The sequence below is a fragment of the Tenggerimyces flavus genome (assembly GCF_016907715.1).
Classification (GTDB): domain Bacteria; phylum Actinomycetota; class Actinomycetes; order Propionibacteriales; family Actinopolymorphaceae; genus Tenggerimyces; species Tenggerimyces flavus.
The window spans coordinates 6,840,968-6,861,396 of the sequence record NZ_JAFBCM010000001.1 but is presented as its reverse complement, the minus strand read 5'-3'; the positions used below and the strand labels follow the sequence as shown (position 1 = coordinate 6,861,396).

Here is a 20,429-nt window from a genome sequence, read left to right as displayed (position 1 = left end):
AGGCCCGCTTGTCGTTCCCGTCTGCTGCCGTGTTGCGGCTTCTTGTGGAGCCCCCGGCCTCTTGTAGTTTCGATGAAGCCGGGGATTTCCGTTGCCGGGTTGAGCATTAGACCGGTTCGGCTGGTAGAATTGTGCTATGGAATCGACCACCTGCTCGAACACCACCGGCACCGCCGATGGGGTGTCGGCGTGGTCGATGTCCGATGACCAACTCACCACCGCACTCCTCGACAACGAGGCGGCACTCCACCGGCACGAAGGCCGGCGGCTCGAGCTCATCCGCGAGGCCGACGCCCGGAACCTCGCCGTCACCGCGGGTGCCGCGAACACCGCGCAGTGGGTGGCCGGCGTCCTTCGTGTTCCTTCGGCTGAGGCTGGGGCGATGGTGAAGCTGGCCAGCCACCTGCACCACGAGTTGCCCGCCACCGCGCAAGCGTTAGCTGACGGCGAGATCTCTGTTCCGCACGCCCGGGTGATCTCGCGGGTGGTGCAGCTGCTGCCCTCCCACATCTCCACCCCGGAACTCCGCTCCGAGGTGGAGGCGACCCTGCTGAAGAATGCCGCGACCTTCGACCCCAAAGTCTTGGGGAAGGTCGGGAACCGGTTGTTGGAGACCGTCGCGCCGGATCTTGCTGACCAGGTCCTGGAGTTGAAGCTCAAGCAGGAAGAGGCCAGCGCTGAGCGGGACCGGTTCCTCCGCATGAGCTTCGACGCCACGTCGGGGACGTGGCGGGTCACCGCCCGGCTCCCGAAGGTGGTCGGGGAACGCCTCAAACTTGTGCTCGACCCGCTGGCGGCGCCGCAGCCCGGACCCGACGGCCGTGACACCCGGTTCCCCGAGCAGCGCAATGTGGATGCTCTGGATGAGGCCTGCCGGCGGTTGTTGGCCGAGCGGCTGGTGCCCTCTCATGGTGGGAACCCGACCCAACTGGTCGTGACCCTCACCCAGACTGGTGGGCGGACTTTGCACACCGGGATCGAGCTGTCCCGCAAACTCGTCGACCAGCTCATGTGCGAAGCGGACCGCACCTACTTGGTGAAGCCCGAGGACCGGCCCGGCAGAGTCACACTGCTGACCGACACCCAGCAGCGACTGTTCCAAGGCAAACTCCGCCGCATCCTCGAACTCCGCGACGGCGGGTGTGCGTTCCCCGGGTGTGATCGGCCACCTGGTTGGTGTCACGCTCACCATGTGGTCCCGTGGAGTAAGGGCGGGCCGACTACTCGCGACAACGGGGTCCTGCTGTGTGGGTATCACCACCGGTTAATCCACCAAGGCGCGTGGCAGGTCCGAATAGCGCTCGACGGATTACCGGAGTTCTTACCCCCCGACTGGATCGACCCCCACCAACAACCACTCCGCAACCACCGCCTCACCCCGGCCGCCTGAGCGGCGGCCGGGTGGGTGATCATGCGCGGACGGCCTTCGCCAGGCTGTCCTAAAGCTCGGTTGTCGGCCGCGCGATCCATCCCGATCCGCCGGGCCGCTACTGAGCGAGGTCTTTACAGCGTGGCAACTTGAGGCCAAGACCTTTTGTCCGCGCCCCAGCGGCCCGACACTGGCCGTGGTCCTGAACTCGGGTTTCGGACATCGGAGGTCGCCAATGTGGGCACGTCGTTCCATCCTGCTCTCCGCCGTGGCTCTGCTCGGTGCCAGCCTGCTCGGCGGCGTCCAGCCTGACCGGGCCGAGGCCGCTGATCCGTTACCCGGCACCGTCCCGTCCGTACGCCAAGCCACCGCGGGCACGGGGGCTGGGTTCGCGTGGACGCCGACCGGACGCATCGTGGCCGAGGCACCCCTTGTGAACGACGCAAGGACGCTCGCCGAGGACCTTGCCGGGATCTTCGAGGGCCGCCTGCCGCAGGTCGTCACCGGCGCGCCCGGCAGCGCGCAGCCCGGCGACATCACGCTCGCGCTGGGCAGCACCGATACCCAGCTCGGCGAGGAGGGTTACACCCTCGCGATCGGCCCGACCCTCAACATCCAGGCGAGAACGAGCACCGGCGCGTTCTGGGGTACGCGCACGGTCCTCCAACTGCTCAGGCAACGCTCGACCCTGCCCGCGTACACCGTCAGGGACTGGCCGAAGTTCAAGGTCCGCGCCGTCAGTGTGAGCCTCGACAAGTATCCGGCTGGCTGGTTCGTCAACCTGGTCAGGGACCTGAGCTTCGTCAAGCTCAACGAGCTCACCACCGGCTCCGCCCTCGCCGGGCTCTCCGACGACCAGCTCAGAACGATCCAACAAGCTGCCGACAAGTACCACGTCAAGTTCGTCGGCTGGTTCAACACCCCGCACTACAACGGCAACGTGCCGCCGGCGCACCAGCTGCGGGTCGCCAACCAGGCCGGCACTGTGGTCGCGCCGGACCCGAACACGCTCGACCTCACCGAGCCGGCCGCGATCAAGTGGGCGACCGACCAGATCGAGCACTACATGGACCTCCAGACCACGCCGATCTGGCATGCCGGCGGTGACGAGTACCCGAAGTGGTACCTGCGCAACGACCGGGTCACCGCCGCCAATGCGCCGGATCTGTACGCGGTCGCGAAGCAGCGCTACCCGACCGAGACGTACCCCGCGGGCGCGCTCTACAACGAGGTCTTCAACAACCTGAACGACCTCGCCAAGCAGCACGGCAAGCAGATGCGGATGTGGAGTGACGCCATCGTTCCGACCACGACCATCCAGCTCGACCCCGACATCACCATCGACCACTGGTTCAAGCGGCCGCCTTCGCTCGAGCCCGCGCAGTTCGCCGCCGCCGGACACCAGCTGATCAACTCCAACCAGCAGTACCTCTACTACAACGAGGGCGCACCACAGTTCCCGAACGCCACCGACACCGCGCTCTGGACGACGTTCGATCCCGGCGAGTTCAACGGCGGACTCAGGCTGCCCGGCGGCGCCGACGACCCGCACCTCGACGGCATCAAGCTCAACACCTGGCACGGCTCGATGCACCTGCCGCCGGCGCCGATGGAGAACAACCTGCTGACGCTCACCCGTCCGCTCGCCGAACGTGCCTGGGCGCCGACCAAACCGACGTCGACGATCGCCGTGGCACGCGTCCTGTTCAAGGCGATCGGCCGCGCGCCCGGCTTCGTCCAGACGCCCGCGACCGGTGCCGCGAACGACCCGTGGGATCCCGGCAAGTCCTCGCTCCCCGGCAGCCCCGCCGTCGGCTACAACGGTTCGCAGCAGGTCTTCTTCGTCAACGCCGCCGGCCAGCTCCGGCACCGGTTCTGGAGCCCCGGCCAAGCGGTGAAGGACGAGCCGCTGACGACCGCGGTCACCGTGACCGGCCGTCCCCTCGCGTACGTCGGAAGCGGCCAGCTGCACGTCTGGGTACGCGGAACGAACGGCAGCCTGCAGCACGTCTGGTGGGACCCCGGCGCGAACCGCTGGGCCAACGACGACTGGACCGCGAGGAGCGGCACACCGCTCGGCTCGTTCACCGGCGACCTGGCCGGCTACGCGTACGGCCCGCACCAGCACGTGTTCGCGCGCGGCACCGACAACAAGCTGCGGCACATCTTCTGGGACGCCAACCAGCAGAAGGTGCTCACCGACGTCTGGGGCGGCGACATCGCGGGATCACCCGTCGCGTACGCGTGGGGCAGGACGCAGAACGTCTTCGCGGTCGCCCCCGACGGCACGCTGCGGCAGTGGTCGCTGCAGGGGACCGACCTGGCCCACCGGCAGTACCGGAACCTCGGCGGAACTTTCGGCGCCGACGCGAGGCCCGCCGCGCTCGCCTTCTTCGAGACCCGGCAGGACGTCGTCCTCCGCGATACAGCTGGCCGGCTGCGGTTGTGGTCGCACGACCACAAGGCAGGCAGCTCGTCCTGGCGCGACCTGACCACCGAGACCGGGATCACCGTCACCGGCAACCCGGTGGAGTACGCCTTCGGGGTCGGCGACGCCGGAACGCGGTACGTCTGGGTGCGCCGCGCGAGCGACGACCACCTGATCCGGCTGTCGCTGCCTCCGGCGGGCGGCGTCACCGTCGACGACTGGACGGCGACCGCGATCGGCGGCCCGGCGACCGCCGTCGCGGATCCGTACGGCTTCAACTCCGCTAACGACCAGCAGCACGTCTGGGCCACCGACGCGGCCGGGAAGATGCACCACTGGTTCTGGAAGATCCAGGACAGAAAGGTCTACCAGGACCTCTGGGGGTAGCTGTCGTCCGAAATTAACACTGCGGACATCAACGGGTCGGTCCGTCGGAACAGCGCAGGCGGGCCGACCACGGACTTCGTGCTTGACAGTGTCCAAGAAGGCAGGACAGGCTGTGGAATCGATCTGCCGTAAACCCGATTTTAGGACAGCGACGTATGGCACGTGGCGGGGCAGTGCGGGAAGGCCCGCGACGGGTGGTCGGCCAGCGCGCCCTGACGCCGTACCTGTTCATGCTGCCCGGCCTGGCGTTGTTCGCAGCGATGTTCGCCTGGCCTGCCTTCATCTCCCTGCAGATGTCGGTCTCGTCGTACCGCATCGTCACGCCGGTCACGTTCGTCGGCCTCCGCAACTTCCTGCAGTTGGCGAACGATCCGCAGTTCCACCACGCGGTCACCAACACGTTCATCTTCATGGGCCTGTTCCTGCCCTGGGCCGTCGTCCTGCCGCTGCTCCTCGCGCTCCTCGTCAACCGGCGCTTGCCGGGCATCCATGCGTTCCGCGTCGCGTACTACCTGCCGGTGGTGACGAGCATGGTCGCCGTCGCGGTCGCCTGGCGCTACCTGCTCAGCCGCGAGGGCGTCCTCAACTGGCTGCTCTCGCTCGTCGGCCTCGGCCCGATCGACTTCCTGCTCGACACCGGCTGGGCGCTGCCCGCGCTCGCGACCGTCGAGGGCTGGAAGTCGATGGGCCTGTTCATGATCATCTACCTGGCCGGCCTGCAAGGAGTGCCCAAGGAGCAGCTCGAGGCGGCGACGATGGACGGCGCGAACGCGGTCCGCAGGCTGTGGCACGTGACCCTTCCGGCTCTGCTCCCGTACATCTCGGTCACGCTCACGCTCGGGATGCTGGAGGCGACGCGATCGTTCGAGTCGATCTACGTGCTCACCCGCGGCGGCCCGGAGGACAGCACGTTGACGCTCGGCTACTACATCTGGAGCACGGCGTTCGAACGGTACGAGATCGGTTACGCCAGCGCGGCCGGCCTGGTGCTGTGGGCGTTGATGATCCTGCTCGCCATGCTGAACCAGCGTCTCACCAGGCAACAGGGGGTGTGAGAGGTGCGGATCGCCAAGCGGGTCGGAACGTACGCGCTGCTCGTCGTCGTGGCGGCAGCGTTCATCGGCCCGTTCCTGCTGCTGCTCTCGACCGCGCTGAAGCCCGGATCGCAGTCGGTCTTCTCGTTCCCGCCCGACCTGATCCCGCGCCCACCGGTGGTCGACTGGTTCATCGAGGCCTGGACGACCATCCCGTACGGCAAGTTCGTGCTGAACTCGCTGTTCTACGTCGGCGTCATGGTGCCGCTCTACCTCGTCGTCTCGGCGATGACCGCGTACCCACTGGCACGCATCGCCTTCCGTGGAAGGCAAGTCTTCTTCCTGCTGTTCCTCTCGACGATGTTCCTGCCGGGCGAGCTGATGCTCATCCCGCGCTTCCTCGTCATGCGCGAGCTCGGGCTGATCGACACCTACGCCGCCGTCATCCTGCCTGGCATCCTGTCCGCGCTCGGCATCTTCATGCTGCGCCAGACGTTCGCGACGATCCCCGAGGCGATCATCGAAGCGGCACGGGTCGATGGTGCGAGTGAGTGGCGCATCTTCCTCTCGATCGCGCTGCCGCTCGCGCGACCCACCCTTGCGGTGTTGACGATTCTCGGCTTCATCTCGGTCTGGAACAGCTTCCTCTGGCCGCTCGTCGCGCTGACCGACCAGAGCAAGTTCCCCCTCGCTCTCGGCATCGCCTACCTGTCGGGTGTCAGTGGTGCGGACGTACGCGGCCTCGCCGCGGGCACCGTGCTGTCGCTGATCCCCGTGGTGGCGGTGTTCCTCTTCCTGCAGCGCCACATCCTCAGCAGCATGGCCGGCGCGATCAAAGGGTGATCGCCTTCGTACGAAAGGGATCCGTCATGAACGATGCCTTCTCTGCACGCCGCCCGTCCTCCTCCCTCACCCGACGCACGCTTCTGGCAGGCGGTGCCGCGCTCGGACTCGCGGCGACGGTCGCGTCGCCGGCCCGAGCCGCCACCTACGAGTACACCTCGCCCGCGGACTTCGATCGGTTCCTCACCGGCTACGAGGCCTCCGGAGCGATCGGCCAGCCCACCGAGAACAACGAGAACGGCAACCTGGCCTGGGGGCAGGCGTACGTCCTGCTCGGTCTTGTGCGCATGTACGAGGCGACCCACGACACCAAGTACCTCGACCACCTGATCCACAACGTCGACCTCGTCCTCCAGCAACGCGACTCCGAGCGCGGCGTCACCGACTACCGCGGGATCGCCGGCCCGGTGTGGCGCGCACGCGGCAACTACACCGCGGCGACGGCCACGTTGAAGAACGCCGCCGGCCGCCCGCTCATCCACGTCCGCAACGCGCAGAGCTCGGTCAACACGGGCGCGTCGGTGGAGATCCGCGCCGGCAGCAGCCCGCAGAAGTTCACGATGCTGCTGACGCCCAAGGGCGGGACTCCTGTTACCACGTTGACCGATCTCGACTTCGACGTGACCAGCAGTCGCTACTTCTTCAAGCGGGTCTACCTGGACGTCTACAACACCACCACGCGCTGGAGCGTGCGGGACGCGCGGCCGGACCGGGTGTTCGACGGTTTGCCGATGCTCGGCCGCACCACGTTGCAGCCTTCGGCGTACGTCTTTCCCGTGCACACCGGGCAGCTCTGCTACCCGATGGCGGCGTTCGTCAGGATCATCAAGCGTGACCCTGCCCTGAACGCGAACCCCACCTACAGCGCGAAGGCGGACGCGTACAAGGAGGCGGTCGACGCCGCGATCGCGTACCACGAGCGCGAGTACTGGACGAACACCGACGGTTGGGGCTCGTACAAGTGGATCAAGGAGACGCCCGTTCCGTGTGACGGCAGCAACCAGCCGCTGAACCAGTGCAACACCCTCGGCGCCGCGTCGGCCGAACTGTTCCGCGCGACCGGCGACGCCGCCTACCGCCCGCGCGTGGTGGGGCTCGCGAAGGCCATGCGGGAGAACCTGGAGCTGGCGGGCAGCACGTACCGCTGGCACTACTGGTCGATCCGCGCCGCGGTGTACAACGGCTGGACCGCGACCGGCTACACCGCGCAGGACATCTCCAGCTACACGCAGACGATGTCCGCCTCGCGGCAGTACGAGGACATCAGCCACGGCGCGATCAACGCGGAGTTCGTCGTGGCCGCGTACCGCGCCGGCCTCGCGTACACCGCGACCGACATGACGCGGCTCGGCGCGACGTATGCGACCAACGTGCGCAACGGCGCCACCGGCGCTCACCTGACCGTCGCCGGCACCGGGACCGCCGGGTCGGGCTACATCCAGCAGGTCCCGCGGTGGATGCCCACCGGGGCGTTCAACACCGCCGTCCTGCCGCACGCGCTCGCGGTCACGCGCGCGCAGGCACTGCAGCCCACGCAGGGCTCGTACGTGCTGGGTTTCGCCTACTGTGTATGGGGATCGAGAGGATATGGGAGCTAACTGGTGAGGATCGTTCGACTGGGAGAACCGGGCGAGGAGCGCGAGGCCGTGCTCGTCGACGACGAGCACGCGGCGTGGCTCCCGCCCGGTGGCGGTGACGTACGTCAGCGGGGTGAGGAAGCGCTCGCGAACGGAGAACGCGTTGCCCTGCAGGGGATTCGCGTCGGAGCGCCGCTGCGTCCGGGCAAGATCGTCTGCGTCGGGCTCAACTACGCCGACCATGCGGCCGAAGGAGGGCAGCAGGCGCCGGCGGAGCCGATCCTGTTCATGAAAGTGCCGGACACCGTCGTCGGTCCGTACGACGACGTCGTGATCCCGCGCGGCGGGGACAAGACGGACTGGGAGGTCGAGCTCGGCGTGGTGATCGGTCGCCAAGCAACCGCACTCGCCGACGAGGCGGCCGCGATGGACCACGTCGCGGGGTACGTGCTGTGCAACGACGTGTCCGAACGCGCGTTCCAGCTCGAGCGCGGAGGCCAATGGGACAAGGGAAAGAACTGTGCGACGTTCTGCCCGATGGGTCCCTGGTTCGTCACCGCCGACGAGCTCCCCGATCCGCAGGCGGTCGCGCTCGGCCTCGACGTCAACGACACGGCGTACCAGGACTCCAGCACCAAGCAGATGATCTTCCCGGTCGCGCACCTCGTCTGGTACATCTCCCAGTTCATGACGCTCTATCCCGGCGATGTCATCAGCACCGGCACGCCCGCCGGGGTCGGCGCGGGACAGAAGCCGCCGGTCTTCCTGCGTACCGGAGACGTCATGCGGGTATGGGCATCCGGACTCGGCGAGCAACGGTCCACCCTGATCAGCGGAGACTCATGACCCCTCGACTGCAGACGTACGCCACGCAGCACCTGGAGCATCTCAACACCCAGGTGCTGCCGTGGTGGTTCAGTAACGGCAGCGACGACGAACGGGGCGGGGTCTACACCTGCTTCGACAACGCCGGCGAGCTCGTCTCGACCGACAAGTACACCTGGAGCCAGGGCCGCTGGGCCTGGCTGGTCGGCGCGATCGCGACCGAGGAGAAGCTGTCGGTCTTCGGCGCCGACCAGGCCGCTGCTCGTGCAGCGCGGACCGCCGACTTCCTCGTCGCGCACGCCGTGCTGCCGGACGGGTCGACGATCTACCAGCTCACCGCGGACGGCGAGCCGATCGCCCAGGCCGACGGCACGTTGCACGCGAGCATCTACGCGGACCTGTTCCTCGTCCTCGGCCTCGCCGGCGCCGCGAGCGCGCATGCCGGCTCCGAGCGCGCGGCGGTCTGGACGAAGACGGCGCAGGACGTCCTCGCCTCGGCGAGCGACCGGATCAGGCGCAGCGAGATCCGGAGCGAGCCGTACCCGGTGCCCGAGGGCATGACCAGCCTGGCCGTCGGGATGATGATGCTGAGCGCGTCCACCGCTCTCTTCCGCGCGACCGGCGAAGCTGGCGTACGCGACATCGCCACGCACTGGGCGGAGCTGCTGATCGCGCAGTCCTCCGGCGACGGGCTGCCTGCGGAGTTCACGTCCGCCGCACCGCGCGACACCCTGATGGAACGGCACCGCACGCCCGGGCACGTGCTCGAGCTGCTGTGGTTCCTCGTCGACGCGGGCGACGCGCTGCCCGACGTGGGCGCGAAGCTGGGCGAGTGGTGCGTACGGCTCGCCGTACGTTCGCTGGAGCTGGGTTGGGACGCCGACGAAGGTGGGCTGTTCCGGTTCACCGACCGCGACGGCGGCCCGCCGACCGGTGCGCGGATCGGCGTCCCGTACGAGGACCTGGTCGACCGCACCTGGTCGACGAAACTGTGGTGGCCACACGCCGAATCGCTTTACACCACGGCGTTGTTGGCGGAGAGGTACGACTCCGACGAGCTGCTCGACTGGCACGAACGGCTGCGCGACTACGCGTACGCGACGTTCCCCGACCCCAACGGCAGGGAGTGGATCCAGATCCGCGATCGGCACGGAGCACCCGTCGACCAGCTGATCGGCCTGCCGGTCAAGGACCCGTTCCACGTAGCGAGGTCCCTCCTCCTCACCGCACGTCTCGGAGCGGCATGAACGTCGACAACCTCGGCCCCGGCATCGTCGCGTCACCGATCACCTCGGCGGCCAAGGACGGCACCGACCTGTTCCTCGGCACGCGCGGGATCCGTCCCACGAGCGTGCTGCGCTACGACCTGGCCACCGACCGGGTGGTCGCGTCGGCGGCGCTGCCGATCGGCTCGGGGAGCTGGGCGGCGACGGCAGCCGGCGGAGTGGTCCACCTCGGCACCTACGCCCCCGCGGCGATCGTCCGCTACGACCCGGTGACGAACCAGACACGCCTGCTCGCGGACCTGCCCGAGGAGGACTTCGTCTGGGACCTCGTGACCGCCCGGGACGGGACGCTCTACGCGGGCAGCTATCCGGGCGGTCGCGTGTACGCGATCGATCCCACCACGGGCGAGGTCGACGACCTCGGAGAGGCCTGCCCTGGGCAGCGTTACGTGCGCTGCGTCGCCATCGGGGCGGACGGGACGGTCTATGCCGGAGCGGGCGGTGAGACGGCGCACCTGATGGCATACGACCCGACGCTGCGCGAGTTCCGCGAGGTGTTGTCGATCGAGGGCGAGACGTTCGTCCGGACGCTGGTGGCCGACGCCGACCGGGTCGTCGCCGGCACCGCCCCGCACGGCTACCTCGTCGTCGTGGATCGCACCAGCGGGGTCACGACCATCGACGTCGGCGAGGGCGGGATCGACGCGATCCTGCTCGAGGACGACGGCGTGGTGTTCGCTACCGGGAACACCGGCGCGGTCTTCCGGTTCCGCGCGGGAGCGCTGGAACGGCTCGGGGTGCCCGCAGCGGAGGAGGCTCGCGCGCTCGTGCCGATCGACGGCGGGATCCTCGGCGTCACCGGCGGCGGCGATCTGTGGAAGCTGGGCACGCCGGGGCTTCGCAGCCTGCTGGACGCGGGCGCTCCCGGTGGGCCGGAGCCCGTGCAGTCGGTGTCGGTCGACGGTGAGAACGCCTATGTGGGCGGCAACTACCGGATGTCCGTCCACGACCTGCGCACCGGCGACGCGCGCCGGATCGTGGTGGGCGGCGAGGCGAAGAAGTCCCTCTCCGTCGACGGCAAGCTCTACCTGGCGCTCTATCCGGGCGCGCACCTGGAGACGTACGACCCGCGCACGGGCGAGGTGGAACGGATCGCGACGCTCGGCGGCCGGCAGAACCGTCCGCTGTCGCTCGTCCACCACGCCGAACGAAACGCTCTCCTCATCGGCTCGCGCTCCGACTACGGACTGATCGGCGGTTCGTTCTCCCGCTACTCCCTCGACACAGGAGCGGTGGAGCGCCTCGACGATCCCCTTCCCCAGCAGGGCGTCAGCGCGATCGCCGCCGATGGTTGTGTCGCGTATCTCGGCGGCAGCATCGGGGCGGACGGCGTCGAGGGCGTAGCGTCGGAGTGCGAGCTCGCGGCGGTCGACCTGTCCACGTTCGCCGTGCTGTGGCGGTGGGTCCCGCTGGCGGGGGAGGAGGCGATCCTCTCGCTGCGGACGTACGGCGATCACCTGTACGGGTTGACGAATCGCGGCACGCTCTTCCGTGCGGACGTCGCCGCGCGCGAGGTCGTCGCGACGTACTCGACGCCGGACAAGACGAGCGGCACGCTCTTCGAACGCGGCGGCGACCTCTACGGCGCGAGCGGGGACACGGTCTTCCGCGTCGACGCCGACGGGTTGACCATTGTCGCGGACGGCCTGGCCGGCGACTGGTTCAACCCACCGGCGCCGTACTACGACGAGAAGACCGACGCCGTCTACACGATCCGGGACCGCGACCTGGTGCGCGTACGGCTCAGCGACTGAGCTCCGCGAACGCCGAGTCCACCGCCGTGAGCGTCTCCTCGACGTGCGCGGCGGTGTGCTCGGTGGACAGGAACCACAGGCCACGCGGAACGGTGTAGATGCCGCGGTCCAGCAGCAGCTCGTGCAGCCGCTGCATCGCCGCGCGGTCGGTCGAGGCGAAGGCGCGGTAGTCGTTCACCTCGGGGCTCTCCGTCACGTACACCTGGAACAGCGCTCCCGGACCCGTGACCAGCACCGGGACGCCGTGCTTCTCGGCCGCCGCGCGGATGCCGTCCATCAGCGAGCGGCCGGTCGCGTGCAGCGGCGGGTAGATCTGGTCGCGCTTCTCGTCCAGGACCTCGAGCACCGCGGCGGCTGCCGCCATCGCGACGGGCTGGGAGTTGAACGTGCCCGCGTGCGCGACCCGCCCGTCCGCGATCGCCGCCATGAACTCGGCGCGGCCGGCGAGCGCGGACACCTGCATCCCGCCAGCCATCGCCTTGCCGAACGCCGCCAGGTCGGGCGTGACACCGAAGAACTCCTGCGCCCCGCCGGCAGCGAGCCGGAAGCCGGTGATGATCTCGTCGAAGATCAGCAGCGCACCCGTCTCCGTACACACTTCTCTCAACCCAGCAAGGAAGCCCGGCAACGGCGAGATCACGCCGGAGTTGCACAGCAGCGGCTCGCAGATCACCGCGGCGACCTCGTCGGCGTGCGCGGTGACGTACGTACGCACGGCCTCGAGGTCGTTGAACGGCAGCACGACCAGCTCGTCGCCCGCACCCGGCGTCAGTCCCGCCGACCCCGGCACCGTCGCCGGCCGCGCCGCCGCGCCGGCGGCGTCCAGCGGGGGATGCACGCTGTACAGGACGGTGTCGAACCAACCGTGGTAGTGCCCCTCGAACTTCACCACCTTGCGCCGGCCGGTGTAGCCGCGGGCCAACCGCAGCGCGGCGTGCACGGCCTCCGACCCGACCGTGTTGAAGCGCACCAGCTCCGCGCCGGGCACCATCGCGCACAACCGCTCGGCCACGACGTGCTCCAGAGCGTGCTGGGCCGCGTACGCCACCCCACGCGTCACCTGAGCGGAAACCGCCTCGGCGACCACCGGGGCGGCGTGCCCGAGCAGGTTCGGGCCCTGGCCGAGCACGTAGTCGACGATCCGGTTGCCGTCGACGTCCCACAGCTCCGCGCCGCGGGCGTGGTCGACGAACAACGGCGTTCCGGCCGCTCGCCGGGCGTCGCTCGACACCCCGCCGGCGATCGTCAGCCGGGCTCGGGCGTACATCTCGTCGGCGCGCGTACGAGTCACCATCGCAACAACCTCAGCCGAACAGGCTCGTCGAGGTCGCCGGACGACTGTCCGGCAACAGGCGGAACTGCAGTCGGGGCCGGCCGCCGCCCGGCGGGGCGACCGGCGGCAGCGGCCAGGCCAAGCCGGCCTCGACGAGCTGCTTGAGCAGCCGCCGCCCGGTCCGGTCGGTCACGCCGAGCGCGGAGCTGACCTCCTCGACCCCGACGACCGGCGGCTGTTCGCCGGCGGCGGGGTGCGCGGACAGGATCCGTTCCAGTACGGCGACCGCCCGCTCGCGTTCGCGGTCGGAGGACTCGGGCTCGTCGGCGGCGCGGTCCGGCGCGGTGAGCACGATCGCGGCGTCGCCGCCGTCGACGTACACCGCGACCTCGCCGCGCTGCTCCAGCGAACCCTCCAGTCCGACCAGCGCGTTGCCCTCGGCGTCCCGGGCGGTGTTGCCCACGCCGATGCCCACCGCGACCGGCAGCCCGAGCCGCTGCTGGATCGCGTTGATGAACGGCGCGTGCTGCAGGTGCGCGGTCAGCGAGTCGAGCCCACCGAACGTCGTCGTCAGGACGAACGAAGCGTCCCCGCGCCGGGCGACCGTCGCGCCGGCCGTCCGCGCCTCGGCAAGCAGCAGCCGGTGGACGGAGAGCGCGGCCTCCTGCTGCCAGTAACTGCTGCCGTTCGCGAGCGACCCCTCCGTGAGGACCTGCACCGCGATCATCGCGATCTGCTGCTCGCCGAGCTTCGACCCGTGGCCGAGGAGTACGGCCGTCTCCAGCGCCTCCCGGATCGTCGCGCGCGTCGGCTGGATCCGCATGACCGGAAAGCCCTCGGACCGCAGCTCCTGCTCGACGCTGAGGATCGTGGTCAGCGCCATCGTCGACTCGCCGGACCGCAGCAGCGGCCGGTGGAACTCGGCGAACCGCAGCGCGGATTCGGGATCCGCGTACGGCGAACACCGCACCCCGGCCGAGGGGACGTCGATCTCCTCGTACGCCTCCTCGACGGCCGCGTGGCTGAGCGAGTCGATCGAGATCCGGGTCAGGTCGAGCTCGCCGTGCACGCGGCCGCGGAGCAGCGTGGAGTACAGCGCGGCGCCGCTGAGCCGGACGTACGACGACGGCACCGACAGGTAGCCGGCGGCGCGGGCGAGGTCGTAGTGCATCGGGCCGGGGAAGACCGCGACGTCGATGCGGTCGGCGAGGCGTACGTACCGGTCGGCGGCCTCGGACAGGTCGGCGTGCCCGGCGGCGAGGAACCGTACGGCCTGGCGCGGATGGCGTGCGGCGACGGTCTTGCCCTCGTCGACCATCACCTTGACGATCGCGCGCGGGCCGAACAGACCGACGGCGAGGTCGGGCACGTTCTCCCCGACGGCGTGGAGCGGCTTGTCCTCGGTCATGCGATGCCTTCCGCGTACTGCACGGTGCCGAACCGTTCCGGCGACCGTGGGCCGAACAACAACCTGGCGTTTCCGCCAAGGATGGCGGCTGCGGAGCCCGAGTCGAAGCCCGCGCCGACGACTCGCCCAAGCGAACACCGTTGGTCGATGAACGGGAAGTCCGAGCCGAACAGCACCCGGTCGGCGCCGACCCGGTCGACCAACCAGCGCAAAAGGGACCCGGTCATACCCGAGCCGCAGATCTCGAGGTACGCGGTGGGGTGCCGCTGCGCGACCTTGATGGAGGCGGCCATGCCGGCCGGGCTGACGCCGCTGTGGCCGAGCAGGAACGGGATGCCGGGGTGCCGCGCGAGCACCTCGCCGACCATCGCCGGGTCGTCGAACCGCGAGCCGTGCCAGGTGTGGGTGAGGACGGGGATGCGTTCGGCGGCGGCGCGTTCCCACAGCGGCTCGTAGAGGTCGCCGGTGAGCGGGTACTCGTGCAGGTCCGGGTGCACCTTGAAGCCGAGGAACCTCTGGTCCTCGGCGATGCGTTCCAGCTCGCGTTCGGGGTGCTGCCACGGGTTGACGACGCCGTACCCGGCGAGGCGGTCGGGGAAGCGGTCGATCGCGCGCAGCGTCTCGTCGTTGCCTGCTGGGGCGTCGTGCTGGATGGCGCGGTTGGACGAGAGCACCGTGAGCCGTACGCCGGTCCGGTCCATGACGCCGACCATCGCGGCGGCGTCGGAGTCGGGGACGAAGAACAGGCTGTACGTGCCGAGGTGGGCGTGCGCGTCCACCACGTCGACGCCGGACAGCGGGCGGCCGGCGCGCATCGCCCGCAGAAGCTCAGCCGACATGGGCGACCACTCCGGGGAACAGGCGCTCGGCGTTCGCGTGGCCGACGAGCTCGCGGTCGGCGTCGGTGAGCCCGGACCACATCAGCCGCCCGACGGCCTCGGCCGGGTCGCGGAACGGTGCGCCGGTCGCGAACAACAGCCGTTCAGCGCCGTACTGCCGGGCGAACCACTCGAAGCCCTCGTGGGTGGCGAAGTTGACCGTGTCCGCATGCAGGTTGGGCCTGCGGGCGAACAGCGGCGCGATCGTCCGCAGCGCGCGGTAGCCGATCGACGAGACGATCAGCGTCAGCCTCGGCCACCTCGCGGCGAGCGCGTCGAGGTTCGCCGGACCGATGTCGGCGTCGATCGTGAGGGGGCGCCCGGTGCTCACCAGCGCGTCGTACGTCGGATCGAGCGCGGCGTCGGTCGGGTCGAACCCGTGCGTCGACGGCGCCATCCGGAAGCCGACGACGCCGGCCGCGACCGCTTCCGCGACCAGCGCCGGCGGGTCGGACTCCTCGGGGGTGGAGCCGACCAGGGTGAAGCAGGGGAACAGTCCGTGGTGGGTCGCGGCGGCGAGCGCCTCGTCGTTGCCGCCGACGGGGTCGTGCCAGACGGCGGCGGTGGCGCCGACCATCGCCGCGGCGATGTCGAGCCGGCGCATGGTCGCGGCGAGGCCGGCGGCGGTGTGGTCGTCGACGTACGCGCGGGGATGGGCGCCGACCCACGCGCAGGCGTCGATGAGCGCGGTCATCCGACCTCCACCAGCCAGCGCACGGTGCCGTCCGCGTCCTTGTGCGAGAGCTGCGTACGGGTGAGGAGGTCCTCGCCTTGGGGGTGCGCGATCGTGAGGGCGCTGTCGGTGCCGAAGACGTGCCAGCCCTCGGTGGTCGGGGCGAGGACGGTGGTGAAGTCGCCGCTCGTACGTTGCCAGCCGAGCGTGTGCAGGGGCCCGTACTCCGCGGTGCCCTGCTCTGGATTGGGGATGCGCGCTGTGCCGGTCGTCAGGTGGGTGGAGTCGTCCGCGGCCCCGATCAGCCAGGCCCGTACGCCGCTCTCCCACTCGTCGCCCTTGCCGCGCCACGGCGTGGGGGAGTGCAGGTGGAGCTCGTACGTCCGGTTGCTGTCGTCCTCCGCTGTGTCGCGGACGACGAGGTACGCCGGGTCGGTCCGGACCAGCACGAACGTGCGCCGCTGGACGAACCCGTACCCGCGGTGTCGTGCGGTGAGGACCGCGACCTCGTCGGTTTCGCGGAACGACTCCACCACGGCGTCGCGGTCCGGGCTCGGGTCGCCGCAGTCGACCATCACCGTGTTGTGGCCGCGGGCGGCGCGATACCAGGTCTGGTATGCCGGATCGTCGTAGTCCGGCGGTCCGCCGGCCTCCCAGAGCAGTGGCTCGCCGGCGTGGTCGACGACGAAGTCGAGGACGGCGTGGTGGGAGTGCGACTCGAGCTCGTGCTCGACGTACGGGCCGCAGTTCACGACGACGCGCAGGTCGTCCGCCTTGAGCACCGCGTAGCCGCTGGCCGGCAGCAGGACCGACCTTGCCTCGTGGGGATTCGGCCAGCTGGTCGGCCGGCGTTCGGCGAACGCTGTCGGCAGCGCGGCGAGCTCGCGGAGGACGCGTTCCTCGGGCAGCCAGCGTTCGGCCGCGCGGACCAGCTCCTGGTCGTCGAGCAGCAGCCCACCGCGCAGCAGCGACGGGCCGCTCCACACGATGCCGGAGTCCTGTAGGTGCGGCGCCCAGCCACCGTTGCCGGTGAGCTCGAGCAGCCAGTGGTGCATCGCGCGCACCTTCGGATGGTCGGCCAGCCCGGTGTGGAGATGCAGCTCGTCGACCCCGAGGGCGAGCTGGACCGCGTCCAGACACATCGAGTGGTAGCCGGGGGAGCGTTCGTGGTGGCCGCCGTCGTCGCGGAGGTCCTGGTCGAGGTGCTCGATCAGCCGTTCGCGTCCGCGTTCTCGCCAGGCCGCCGCCTCCATGAGCTGGGGGTAGGCCGCGCCGATGTGCAGCAGGTGCGAGGCGGAGACGAACTGCCAGTTGCCGTGCCGGAAGGCGTCGTGCTCGTCGTACGCCCATCGCGCGCCGCCGATCAGCGTCGCCATGATCGCGCCCCACGCCTCGTCGGAGAGCGGCGAGCGGCGCAGGCTGTCGAGCGCGGGGAGCAGGAGGGCGGCGCGGGCCCAGGTGCCGAGCGAGTACCAGACCAGGTCGAGGCCGGGCCACTCGCCGGCGAGGCCATCCTTTTCCCTTGCCCAGTTGAGGAACAATGTCTCGAACGTGTGGACGTACGCCTCGTCGCCGGTCAGCTCCCAAGCCTGAATGGCGGGGTGGAGCCAGCCCAGGTAGTGGTGGCCGTACCGCGCGGACCTGCCGAGTTGCGCACCGGTCACGTCGGTCGGCTCGTCGCGCAGGCGGTTCGCGGCGGCGATCACGTTCGCGGCCTCGTCGGTGCCGAGCCACGCGTCCGCCCACCGCCCGATCGGCCACAGCGCGGTCCGGCTCTCGGCGGCGGCCCACTGCCGCAGCGACTGCAGGTCGGTGACGCCTTCCGGCCGCCCGAACGCCTCGACGAGCTCGTCGGTGCCGATGCGGGTGATCCGGTCGTCGATGTGCCGGGCCTTCTCCGGCCCGGTCGCTGTCGTCATGTGGCGGCCGGCGGGGCGACGTCCACCGGCTGTCGAGACTGGATGGACTCGTGCGCCGCGGCGAGGACGGCGGTCACGTGGCGCGAGCTCTCCACACTGATCAGCGGCTCGGAGCCGGTGAGGCAGCAGTCGACGAAGTGCCGGATCGCGTCGCGGTAGGCCCCTGCAGGGATGCCGTGCAGGACGCGCTGCAGCATGTTCCGCGGGTACGCGTACGTGTCGTGGGTGGCGAGAACGACGTTCTCCTTCTGGCGATCGAGCTGCACGACGCCACCTTCGCAGGCGAGCGTGACGTAGGAGTCGACCATCGTCGGGAACGTCTCCGGGTAGACCCACGCGGACTCGAACGTCGCCGTCGCGCCGCGGCTGTACTCGGCCTGGATCTGCACGGCGTCGGGGGTGTCGATCCCTCGTTCGCGAAGGACGCCCCATCGCGCGGTGGCGTAGACGCGTGTCACCTGGTCGTCGACCAGCCAGTTCATCAGGTCGATGTCGTGGCTGGACAGGAACCACGCGCTGGTCGTGCGGTCGGCCCAGCTGAGCATCTTCGTGGGCACGTAGATCGTGTCGTTCTTGCGCGCGTACCCGACGACCGCTTCGCCGAGCTGGCTGGTGAGGTCCTTGGCCTGCGCGTACGCGGGAACCCAACGGTGGTTGAACAAACACATCGCCACGACGCCGGCCTTGCGGATCGCGGCGACGGCACGGTCGGCCTCGGCGACGTCGGTGGTGAACGGTTTCTCCACCAGGATGTGCTTTCCGGCCTCGGCCGCCCGCACCATCATGTCGCCGTGCAGGTGGTCGGGTGTGGTGAGCACGACCGCGTCGATGTCCTTGCTGGCAAGGACATCGTCGAGGCTGTCGAGGACGCGCGGCGCGTCCTTGTGGTCGTTCGCGAGGGCCTCCGCGTTCGCCCTCGTGTGGCTGGTGATCGCGGCGACGACCACGTCGCGTTCGCCCGACAGCGCCTGGGCGTTGCCGCGCCCCATGATGCCGGCGCCGACGATCGCGACGCGGAGCTTGTCCGCCATCAACTCGCCTTGGCCAGCTCGGTGTCCCAGGCCGCGGCGGCTGCCTTCAGTGCCTCGTCGGCGGACTTCGAGCCGCGCATGTACGTCCTTACCTCTTCGTCCAGCAGCTCGCGCATGCGTTCGTCGTTCTGCGAACCCAGCGTGGCGTCGACGATCTGCGGGAACGTGTCAACGAGGACCTTGCGTGCCTCGTCGATCGGTGTTTTCCCTGCTGTGCTGGTGAAGTGCGGGTCCTCGAGGGTCTTCAGCGCGGACGGGTAGATCGACGAGATCTTGCAGAAGCCGAGCTGGTTCTCCGCGTTCGTGACGAACTTGAGCCACTCCGCGGCGGCCGCCTTGTTGTCGGACTTGGCCGGAATCCCGAACACCTGTTGGCCGTTCAGCAGCTGGTCACCTTGCGCGCCGGTGACGGCTGGCGTGACGACGATGTCCTCGTAGACGTCCGGCGAGTTGTTCTGCAGCAGCACGACGTCGGTGGAGGTGGCCTTCGGCATGAACGCGATCAGCTTGTTGGACAGGTTCTGGGCGTACGACCGCGCGTCCTTGCCGAGCACGCCGGGGGCGATCGCGCCGGAGTCGAGGTTCTTCTTGTACTTCTCCAGCACCGCGGCGGCTTCTGGGGTGGCGAACGCGGCCTTCTTGCGGTCGTCGGAGATCAGCTTGATGCCCTCGCTCTGCAAGGTGTAGCTGTAGGCCATCGCGTTCGTGCCGTACCCGCCCTTGGCGTCGTGCACCTTCTGGGCCAGGGCGAGCGCTTCGTCCCACGTCTTCGGCGGGTTGGCCGGGTCGAAGCCCGTACCCTCCAGCGCCGACTTCCGGTAGATCGCGACGCCCGCGCCGCCGTTGTACCAGGGGATGGCGATCTGCTTGCCGTCCGTGCTCTTCAGCTTGTCCAGCAGGGCTGGCGCGTACGTCGCCAGGTCGTCCTTGCTGAAGAGCTCGCCGAGGTCGGTCATCGAGTTGCCGAACAGACCGGTGGTGAACGACGTGAAGTTCACGACGTCCGGCACCTTGTCGCCGGCGATCGCGGCGAGCAGCTTGGTCGTGATGTCCTGGCCGGGCACGTCGACCCAGCGGATCTTCACGTCCGGGTGCTGCTTCTGGTAGCTGTCGATCAAGCCCTGGATGTACGTGGGGTAGTTCTTCTGCAGGTTGATCGTCCACCACTCGACCTCACCGGCGTACTTCTCGCCGGCGGGCTGGTCCGTGCTCTGTTCGGCTGCCGGCTCGCCGCCGGAGATGCAGCCGGTGAGCATTGCGCCGGCAGCCAGCACTCCGGCTGCCACCTTCCACAGCGACCGCATCGCGCGCCTCCCAGCATTCGATGTCCGAAACAAGGTCTACGGACATCGGACACTATGGGCGAGCGGGCTGTGGGCGTCAAGGTCCGTGTCCGGACTGCCTTCGTTGGCCGGCGTTTCACCTGGGCCGGAAACGCGTCTTTAGGGAAGGTGCGGCGTCGTGCCGGTCGGCGGGGTGGACTGGTTCGGGCTGATCGAGGAAATGCGGCCGCCTACGGGGTGCCGTGGCAGGAGCAACTGAAGATCGTTGCCACCGCGGTGGGTCGTTCGGCCACTGTCGACGCGGTGGTGGCGGGCGCATCCGGAGTTCGAGGGCGATGCCGTCGGATCCGCGGATGCAGTTGCTTGCCGCCTTGGGGTTCGAGATCGCCTCGGTGGCGCCGGAGAAGGTCGAGGTGCTCGAGGCCGACGTACTGCTGATCGCCGCCCTGGGCGCGGACGGC

The 20,429-nt window shown here is 69.5% G+C and carries 15 protein-coding genes; 8 read left to right on the top strand and 7 right to left on the bottom strand.

Features of this window, described 5'->3' with window-relative positions; translation table 11 throughout:
* Window positions 1–136 precede the first annotated feature (136 nt).
* The 8 genes from JOD67_RS32050 to JOD67_RS32015 all read left to right on the top strand — a co-directional run bounded on the left by JOD67_RS32050 (window position 137) and on the right by JOD67_RS32015 (window position 11,503).
* Window positions 137–1,390, top strand: coding sequence for an HNH endonuclease signature motif containing protein (locus tag JOD67_RS32050; RefSeq protein WP_205121431.1), 1,254 nt, complete (start codon window positions 137–139; stop codon window positions 1,388–1,390).
* Window positions 1,391–1,604: 214 nt separating this feature from the next.
* Window positions 1,605–4,184 (top strand): glycoside hydrolase family 20 zincin-like fold domain-containing protein, encoded by a 2,580-nt coding sequence (locus JOD67_RS32045; RefSeq protein WP_205121430.1) that lies wholly within the window; start codon window positions 1,605–1,607, stop codon window positions 4,182–4,184.
* 155 nt (window positions 4,185–4,339) lie between these two features.
* The gene (locus tag JOD67_RS32040) at window positions 4,340–5,239 is read left to right on the top strand and encodes a carbohydrate ABC transporter permease (protein ID WP_205121429.1); all 900 of its coding nucleotides are present in this window, start codon (window positions 4,340–4,342) and stop codon (window positions 5,237–5,239) included.
* A 3-nt stretch (window positions 5,240–5,242) separates the two neighbouring features.
* Window positions 5,243–6,061: a carbohydrate ABC transporter permease gene (locus JOD67_RS32035; RefSeq protein WP_205121428.1), complete on the top strand. Its 819-nt coding sequence runs from the start codon at window positions 5,243–5,245 to the stop codon at window positions 6,059–6,061.
* 26 nt (window positions 6,062–6,087) lie between these two features.
* On the top strand, window positions 6,088–7,659 hold the full coding sequence (locus JOD67_RS32030; RefSeq protein WP_205121427.1) for a hypothetical protein: 1,572 nt from the start codon (window positions 6,088–6,090) through the stop codon (window positions 7,657–7,659).
* 3 nt (window positions 7,660–7,662) lie between these two features.
* Window positions 7,663–8,484 carry a fumarylacetoacetate hydrolase family protein gene (locus tag JOD67_RS32025; RefSeq protein ID WP_205121426.1) on the top strand — a complete coding sequence of 274 codons (822 nt, stop codon included), beginning with the start codon at window positions 7,663–7,665 and terminating at the stop codon, window positions 8,482–8,484.
* Complete coding sequence (locus JOD67_RS32020; protein ID WP_205121425.1) at window positions 8,481–9,710, top strand: AGE family epimerase/isomerase; 1,230 nt, start codon at window positions 8,481–8,483, stop codon at window positions 9,708–9,710. Before JOD67_RS32025 ends, JOD67_RS32020 begins: the two co-directional genes overlap by 4 nt.
* Window positions 9,707–11,503 (top strand): PQQ-binding-like beta-propeller repeat protein, encoded by a 1,797-nt coding sequence (locus JOD67_RS32015; protein WP_205121424.1) that lies wholly within the window; start codon window positions 9,707–9,709, stop codon window positions 11,501–11,503. Before JOD67_RS32020 ends, JOD67_RS32015 begins: the two co-directional genes overlap by 4 nt.
* Here the strand turns inward: JOD67_RS32015 and JOD67_RS32010 are convergent.
* The 7 genes from JOD67_RS32010 to JOD67_RS31980 are packed head-to-tail and all read right to left on the bottom strand — an operon-like array spanning window position 11,493 to window position 19,989.
* The gene (locus JOD67_RS32010; RefSeq protein ID WP_205121423.1) at window positions 11,493–12,797 is read right to left on the bottom strand and encodes an aspartate aminotransferase family protein; all 1,305 of its coding nucleotides are present in this window, start codon (window positions 12,795–12,797) and stop codon (window positions 11,493–11,495) included. The genes JOD67_RS32015 and JOD67_RS32010 overlap by 11 nt on opposite strands.
* Before the next feature lie 10 nt (window positions 12,798–12,807).
* Window positions 12,808–14,184 carry a hypothetical protein gene (locus JOD67_RS32005; protein WP_205121422.1) on the bottom strand — a complete coding sequence of 459 codons (1,377 nt, stop codon included), beginning with the start codon at window positions 14,182–14,184 and terminating at the stop codon, window positions 12,808–12,810.
* On the bottom strand, window positions 14,181–15,023 hold the full coding sequence (locus JOD67_RS32000; protein WP_205121421.1) for an amidohydrolase family protein: 843 nt from the start codon (window positions 15,021–15,023) through the stop codon (window positions 14,181–14,183). Before JOD67_RS32000 ends, JOD67_RS32005 begins: the two co-directional genes overlap by 4 nt.
* Window positions 15,013–15,756, bottom strand: a complete 744-nt coding sequence (locus JOD67_RS31995; RefSeq protein ID WP_205121420.1) for an amidohydrolase family protein — start codon at window positions 15,754–15,756, stop codon at window positions 15,013–15,015. The genes JOD67_RS32000 and JOD67_RS31995 overlap by 11 nt, the downstream gene beginning before the upstream one ends.
* Window positions 15,753–17,654, bottom strand: coding sequence for a heparinase II/III domain-containing protein (locus JOD67_RS31990; RefSeq protein ID WP_205121419.1), 1,902 nt, complete (start codon window positions 17,652–17,654; stop codon window positions 15,753–15,755). Before JOD67_RS31990 ends, JOD67_RS31995 begins: the two co-directional genes overlap by 4 nt.
* Complete coding sequence (locus JOD67_RS31985) at window positions 17,651–18,685, bottom strand: Gfo/Idh/MocA family protein (RefSeq protein ID WP_205121418.1); 1,035 nt, start codon at window positions 18,683–18,685, stop codon at window positions 17,651–17,653. Before JOD67_RS31985 ends, JOD67_RS31990 begins: the two co-directional genes overlap by 4 nt.
* Window positions 18,685–19,989: an ABC transporter substrate-binding protein gene (locus tag JOD67_RS31980; RefSeq protein ID WP_205121417.1), complete on the bottom strand. Its 1,305-nt coding sequence runs from the start codon at window positions 19,987–19,989 to the stop codon at window positions 18,685–18,687. The genes JOD67_RS31985 and JOD67_RS31980 overlap by 1 nt, the downstream gene beginning before the upstream one ends.
* Between the last annotated feature and the right edge of the window lie 440 nt (window positions 19,990–20,429).